Raw genomic sequence first — 6,750 nt, 5'->3', positions numbered from 1 at the left:
GCGCGGCTTCTGGGCGCGCATCCTGACCCTGCCCGAGGCCGGGCGGCCCTGGGTCGGCAACGCGCGGTCCCTGCGCGCCTTCCCGGCGGGGAGCCCCGAGGCGCGCTCGGTCGCCGCGAAAAACCGCGTGGCCCTGGCCGGGCTGGAGGAGGTCTTCCGCCACGGGTTCTGCCCGGCGCGCCATGTCAGCCCCTGGCCGGTGGAGCGGGGCGGGGCGCGCCCCGCCCCGGCGCCGCGCGCGCCATGACCGCCGCCCCGGGCGCCCCGGCGCCCGGAACACCACGGGCGGGGCGGATGGGCTGGCGCTGCTTCGCCCCCGGGCGCGCAGGCGTTCGGCGCGGTATGTCTGCGGGCGCAACAATAGCCGGAAAGCGGCGTCCCGCCTTGATTCTTGGCCTTCGTGCTCCGGGAAAGGCGGTTGACGTGGCCCCGGGCATGTTTTAGCGTACGACACCTTTTGCGGCCCAACTTTCGGGCCACCGGGAGCCCGGCCGGGCTCCCTCCCTTGCGGAACCTCAACGGAACCGAGTTGCAGCGCATGGAAACACTTCGCACCCTGCCGGGCGATGATGTCCGGCAAATCATGTGGCGGTACGCCGACCGATTCGACATCCAGATGGCCGTGCAGTCGGCCCGCTCCATAGCCCGCAGCGTCGTGGCCCGCCTGGTGGCCGACGGTGCGCGCAACACCCACGAATGGACCGCGCGCAAGGCCGAGCTGCTGAAGGCCTTCGACGAGTCCGGGCTGACCGCCATCTACATGGACCCCGCCGAGGGCGGGTTCATCGAGGGCCCCAAGAACCTGGCCCTGGCCCTGGTGGCCATGGAGCTGGCCTGGGTCGACGGCGGCGCCGCCACCAGCGCCCTGGCCAGCTGCCTGGGCCTTGCGCCCATCCACGAGAAGGGCACCGCCGAGCAGCGCGCCCATTATCTGCCGCTGTGCACCCCCCCGCAGCCCGGGGAGGAGCGCACCTGCCGCCGCGCGGCCTTCGCGCTCACCGAGCCGCTGCCCTATGTGGGCGTGGACACGGGCATCCTGGGCGGCAAGATGCGCGTGGAGCGTTGGGACGAGGGCGCCGAGCCCCTGCTCAAGATCGAAAAGCGCGGCCGCTTCATCACCAACATGGACTTCGCCGACATCGTCACCGCCGCCGTGGAGTCCGACGACCCGCGCATCAAGGGCTCGTGCATGGTCATCCTGGAGAAGGACGACCCCGGCACCTTCGACCGCGGCGCCCCGACCCTCAAGATGGTCCACCAGCTTTCCAGCACCCGCGACCCCGTCATGAGCCTCACCGTGCCCGCCTCGCGCATCATCGGCGGCTACGACGTGGTGGACGGGGTCATCGTGCCGCGCTTCGGCCACGGCGAGATCATCGCCTCGGTCTTCCACCGCACGCGCATCCCCGTGGGGCTCATGACCTCGGCCAAGCTGCTCTCGGCCATCGAGCCGGTCATCCGCTACCACCGCCAGCGCTTCCGGGGCGGGGCCGTGGGCGAGCCCGGCAGCCGCCGCCACGAGCTGGGCCTGCAAATGAACGAGGACGCCCTGCAACGCCTGGTGGACGTGTGGGCCACGGGCGAGGCCGGATGCTCCCTGGGCCTTGCCGCCGCGCGGCTGGCCGACCGCTTCGACCCCGTGGAGCGCGAGAAGGACCGCCTGTTCGCCGAGCAGGGCATCAAGGGCCGCAAGCAGCTGGCCGCCCTCAAGGACAGCCAGGAGCGCGCCCTGGAATATGTGCGGCTGAAACACGCCGACGGCCAGGGCGATCCCGCGCGGCTGGCCGAGCTGGAAGCCGACACCCTGGTCCGGTTCGTGTACATGGACGCCCTGGCGGGCGTGCTCAACCCGGCCACCAAGCTCTGGAACACCGGCGTGGGCGCCACGGTCATGCGCGAGGCCGTGTCCCTGGTGGGCGGCTACGGCATCACCGAGGACTGCCCGGGCTTCCTGTGCCACAAGTGGATGGACTCCCAGCTTGAGGCCACCTACGAGGGCCCCGAGGCCGTGCAGCGCCGCCACCTGAGCCTGACCATGACCAATCCCGTGTTCCTGGAGGCCCTGCGCCAGTGGAGCGCCGGGCTGCGCCGCAGCGGCGCCGAGGGCGCCACGGCCCTGGCCGGGGCCCTGGACATGTGGCTCTGGACCCTGGACTTCCTGCAAAAGGGCGCCGACAGCGAGGGCCGCAAGCTCTACCACGGCAAGCGCCAGGGCGTGTCCTTCCCCCTGGCCGACGCCCTGGGCTGGCTGCTCGCGGCGCGCTTCCTGTTCGAGGACGTGGTCGAACTCGCCGCCCAGGCGCCGGGCAGCCCCGTGCTGGCCGAGGCCGCCCCGGGCCTTGCGGCTTTCTACGCCGATCTGGCCTGCGTCCAGGCCGCCCGCGCCGCGGGCGAGGCCGCGCGCATCTGCGCCGAGCTGGTCTACGGCTACGGCTGCGCCGATGTGGCCGGGGGCGCCTGCGACGACGCCTTCGCCAGCCTGCGCCAGGGCGTGGACAAGGCCCTGTCCGGCGCGCGCCTGGCCAAGGACCGCGCCGCCGAGGCCCTGACGGGGGTCATGATCCCCGAGGCCCTGGACTATCCGCTGTAATCCCTGCGGGGCCGCCTCTTTCGGGGCGGCCCCGCGTCCTTCCTCAGCCCCCGAGCAGCCATCATGACTTCGCAATCCCGATCCCAGGACGCGACCCCCGAGATCCCCCGCCAGAGCATGGAAGCGGACATCGTCTGTGTTGGCTTCGGCCCGGCGGTGGCCGGGTTCCTGACCACCCTCACGCGCGGGCTGACGGGCGAGGACGGCATGCCCGTGGCCGAGTCGCGCGTCATGCCCGGCATGGCGCCGCAGATCATGTGCTACGAGCGCGCCGACGACATCGGCTTTGGCGTGTCGGGCGTGGTCACCCGGGGCCGGGCCATCCGCGCCAGCTTCCCGGACCTGGACCCCGCCGCCATCCCCCTGGCCCACGCCGTGACATCCGAGAAGGTCGCCTATCTCTTCGATCCCCTGGGCGCCAGCCGCCGCAGCAGGGGCCTGCGCGCCGCCGAGGCCGCCGCGCGCCGCCTGCCGTGGCACGACAAGGCCCTGGCGGCCCTGGAGCTGCCCTGGATTCCGCCCTTCCTGCGCAAGGAGCCCGGGTTCGTCCTGTCCATGGGCCAGTTCACCCAGTGGGTGGGCGGGCAGATCATGGGCACGGGGCTGGCCCAGGTCTGGCCCGGAACGCCCGTGGCCGCGCCGCTGGTGGAGGACGGGCGCGTGCGCGGCGTGCGCCTGGCCGACCAGGGCGTGAACCGAAAGGGCGAGCCCGAGGCCGGGTTCATGCCCGGCATGGACGTGACCGCCGCGCTGACCGTTGTGGGCGACGGGCCTGTGGGCCCCGTGGGCCGCGCCATCGACGCGGCCCTGGGCCTGCCCGCCGGCCGCCACCAGCGCGACTGGGCCCTGGGCATGAAGGCCGTGGTCCAGCTGCCCGAGGGCTGCCCCCTCGCGCCCGGCACCGTCGTCCATACCCTGGGCTTCCCCGAGCCCGAAATCTTCGGCTTCCTCTACGTCTACCCCGAAGGCGTGGCCTCCCTGGGCATCTTCGTGCCCTCGTGGTTCGACAGCCCCGTGCGCACGGCCTACCGTTATCTCCAGCACTGGATGCGCCACCCCTACCTCTGGCGCTGGCTGGAGGGCGGCACCCTGCGCTCCTGGGGCGCCAAGACCCTGGCCGAGTGGGGCCGCCACGGCGAGCCCTTCCTGGCCGGGGACGGCTACGCGCGCATCGGCGAGTGCTCCGGCTCCACCAACGTGCTTACGGGCTCGGGGGTGGACGAGGCCTGGGCCACGGGCGTGCTCCTGGGCGAGGGCGTCCTCGAACTGCTGCGCCAGGGCCGCGAATTCACCCGCGAGAACCTGGAGGAGGTCTATGTTTCCCGGCGACGGCGCTCCTGGGTGGAACAGGAGGCCCGGGTGGCCGAGAAATCGCGCGACGGCTTCCAGTGGGGCGTGATCCAGGGGCTGGTGGGCATGGCGCTCACCGGGCTGAGCGGCGGCTCCCTGAACCTGTCCCCGGCGGTCAAGCGGCCCCATGAGCGCATCCCGGCCCTGGAGCGCTATTGCCGGGGCCGCATCCCGGACCGGGAGGTGGCCGAGCTGCGCGCCGCCTGCCGCGCCGAGGGCCGCAGCCTGCACGACGCGGTCATGGACCGCATGGGCTGGCCGCAGGTCGAATACGACGGCAAGCTCCTGGTGTCGCACCAGGACGCGCTGCTTCTGGGCGGCAAGGTCCAGGCCGGCCCCGGCTACGCCGACCATGTGCGCTTCAAGGACCACGGGCTCTGCGCCGCCTGCACCGAACAGGTTTGCATCAGCGCTTGCTCCGGGCAGGCCATCACCGCCAACCCCGAGGCCGGGCCTCCGCTGTTCGACCGCGAGAAATGCGTGCACTGCGGCGCCTGCCTGTGGAACTGCTCGCGGCCCGACCCCGCCGACCCCGAGGCCGCCAACGTGAGTTTCGGCGCCGGGTCCGGCGGGCTGCACTCCAACGAGAACTGACCGGGCCGCCTTGGCCCGGAACCCAAGGAGAACCTCATGAGCTACCATATCGTGGTCTGCGGGAGCATCGTCCCCGACCCGCTCCAGACCCTGGAGCCCGTGGCCGGGCCCGGCGGCCCGGCCCTGAAGAACGAGATGATGCTGCCCGCCGTGCTCGACCCCTGGGCGGCCCACGCCCTCTACGAAGCGGCCAACCTGGCCAAGGCCGCGCCCGGCTCCCGGGTCTGGCTGGTCAGCGTCGGCCCCAAGGCCAAGCTCCAGCAGGTGATGATGCATGTGGCCCAGAAGGTGCCCTTCGAGCTGGTGGTCATGGACGGCCCGGCGGGCGGTTTCGTGGAGGCCGCCGACACCGCCGCCGCCCTGGCCCAGGCCGTGGAGGGCATCGCCGGGCTGGAGAAGGACAGGCTGCTGCTTTTCGGCGGCTGGAGCAGCGCCTCGCGCGGCACCGGCGCCACCATGCAGATCCTGGGCGAGCTGCTGGGCGTGACCGAGCAGTTCCAGGGCGTGGACGAACTGCGCCCGGCCGACGACGGTTCCTTCGAGGTCAAGGAGCGCATCGAGGGCGGCGGCTACCTGCGCTCGCGCTGTGCGGGCGCCCCGGCCGTGCTCGGCTGGGCCACGGGCAACCTGCCCGAGCCGCCCAACAACCCCCAGGTCGGCATGCAGAACATGCGCCTGATCATGCCTGCGCTGCAAAAGGCCCGGCCCGCAGCCGTGGGCGCCGCCGGGGTGGCCTACAAGGCCGTGGAACTGCCCGGCGCCCGCCGCCAGACGCGCATCGTCAAGGACGCCCCCGTGGACGACATCGCCCGCGAAATCGTGGAATGGATCAAGGGCTGAGGGCCCACGCACAGGAGACGGACATGGAAAAGATTCTCTACCTCGCGCATCCCGAGGAGAACGGCGCCCTGGGCCGCACGGCCCTGGAGGCCCTGGCCGCCGCCCGGGGGCTGGCCGCCGGGCTTGGCGCCGAATTCAGCGTGGGCCTGCTGGGCGGGTCCGTGCAGGCTGCGGCGGACTCCATCGCCGCCTGCGGCGCCGCCGCGTTCTTCGCCGCCCAGGGCGAGGCCCTGGCGGCCTCGCGCTACAGCACCGACGCCGCGGCCTGCGAGGCCCTGTGCCGCGCCGCCGGGGCCACCGTCGTCGTCGCCCCGGCCACGGCGCGCCTGGCGCGCTGCCTGCCCGGCGTGGCCCAGCGCCTGGGCGGCCGCGTGGACTCCAACTGCACCGGCCTGACCGTGGAGGGCGGCGCGCCCCTGGTCAGCCGCTGGTACTACCGCCAGCGCATGGTCGCCGCCCAGACCCGCGAGCAGCGGCCCTGGGTCATCACCGTGGCCCCGTGCTGCTTCATTGCCGAGGAGAACCTCGGCGGCAGCGCCAGCCTCCAGGCCGTGGCCCTGCCCGCCGTGACCCCGCGTACCGAGGTCCTGGGCATCGACGCCCCCGCCGCCGACGAGCAGACCATCCGCCCCGAGGCGGAGATGCTGCTGGTGGCCGGTGCGGGCTGGACCAAGAAGCAGGCCGACGGCCAGTCGCACCCCGAAGAAGCCGCCGGGCATATCCTGGGCTTCCTGGAGCGCACCAAGGCATCCCTGGGCAGCTCCAAGTCCCTGGTGGACCTTTCGGGCGAGGGTCAGTCCGTGCTGCCCTTCCTGACGCACCTGCACCAGGTCGGCCAGACCGGCGCCACCCCGCGCCACAAGAAGGGCCTGGCCACCTGCTGCCACGGAGAGGAGCCCCACGTCGTGGGCTGGCGCTTCATCACCGAGCGCCGCGCCGTGAACCTCGACGCCGGCTGCGGCTGGGCCCAGGGCAAAGCCGACGTGCTCTACGTCGCCGACGCCTTCGCCGTCATGGCCAAGGTCAACGAGTTGCTGGGCAAGTAGGGCGGGAGGCACTCCCGGCCTTGCGCACGGGTGGGCGGGGGCGGACCAGCCCGCGCCCGTCCCCGGCCCCGCGCAGCGGGCGGCCCCCGGCCGCCACGCGGCCAAAAGCCCCGGCTTCGCCTGCCATGCCGTCCCACAGGTGGACAAGGTCACGAAAGGGCCTTGAACGCCAGGTGGGGGGCATGCCGGGCGGGCCGGGGCTCTTTTTCGAGGGGCTGGCTGGCAATACCGCTGAAGATTCTTTGCTTTCCCTGTCCCTCTGTGCGCCCCCTCCGCACACCGCGTCGGGGAGCCCGCAGCCCTCGGAAGCGACGCCAAGCAGCCCCTGTG

At 72.9% G+C, this 6,750-nt stretch carries 4 protein-coding genes and 1 pseudogene; all 5 read left to right on the top strand.

Features of this window, described 5'->3' with window-relative positions; translation table 11 throughout:
- Positions 1 to 247: pseudogene (locus tag M0P34_RS12630) on the top strand (hypothetical protein); the annotation flags it as partial.
- Positions 248 to 538: 291 nt separating this feature from the next.
- Positions 539 to 2,590, top strand: coding sequence for an acyl-CoA dehydrogenase family protein (locus M0P34_RS12625; protein ID WP_291499689.1), 2,052 nt, complete (start codon positions 539 to 541; stop codon positions 2,588 to 2,590).
- 63 nt (positions 2,591 to 2,653) lie between these two features.
- A complete protein-coding gene (locus M0P34_RS12620; protein WP_291499687.1) occupies positions 2,654 to 4,534 on the top strand; it encodes a 4Fe-4S ferredoxin in 1,881 nt (626 codons plus the stop codon).
- A gap of 36 nt (positions 4,535 to 4,570) precedes the next feature.
- The gene (locus M0P34_RS12615; protein ID WP_291499685.1) at positions 4,571 to 5,374 is read left to right on the top strand and encodes an electron transfer flavoprotein subunit beta; all 804 of its coding nucleotides are present in this window, start codon (positions 4,571 to 4,573) and stop codon (positions 5,372 to 5,374) included.
- Positions 5,375 to 5,397: 23 nt separating this feature from the next.
- Entirely contained in the window at positions 5,398 to 6,420 is a 1,023-nt protein-coding gene (locus M0P34_RS12610; protein WP_291499684.1) for an electron transfer flavoprotein subunit alpha, read from the top strand.
- Positions 6,421 to 6,750 lie beyond the last annotated feature (330 nt).

Origin of the sequence: Desulfocurvus sp. (assembly GCF_023230885.1) — a bacterium.
Taxonomy (GTDB): domain Bacteria; phylum Desulfobacterota; class Desulfovibrionia; order Desulfovibrionales; family Desulfovibrionaceae; genus Desulfocurvus.
The sequence above is the reverse complement of the archived record's forward strand: the minus strand, read 5'-3'. Positions and strand labels throughout refer to the sequence as shown.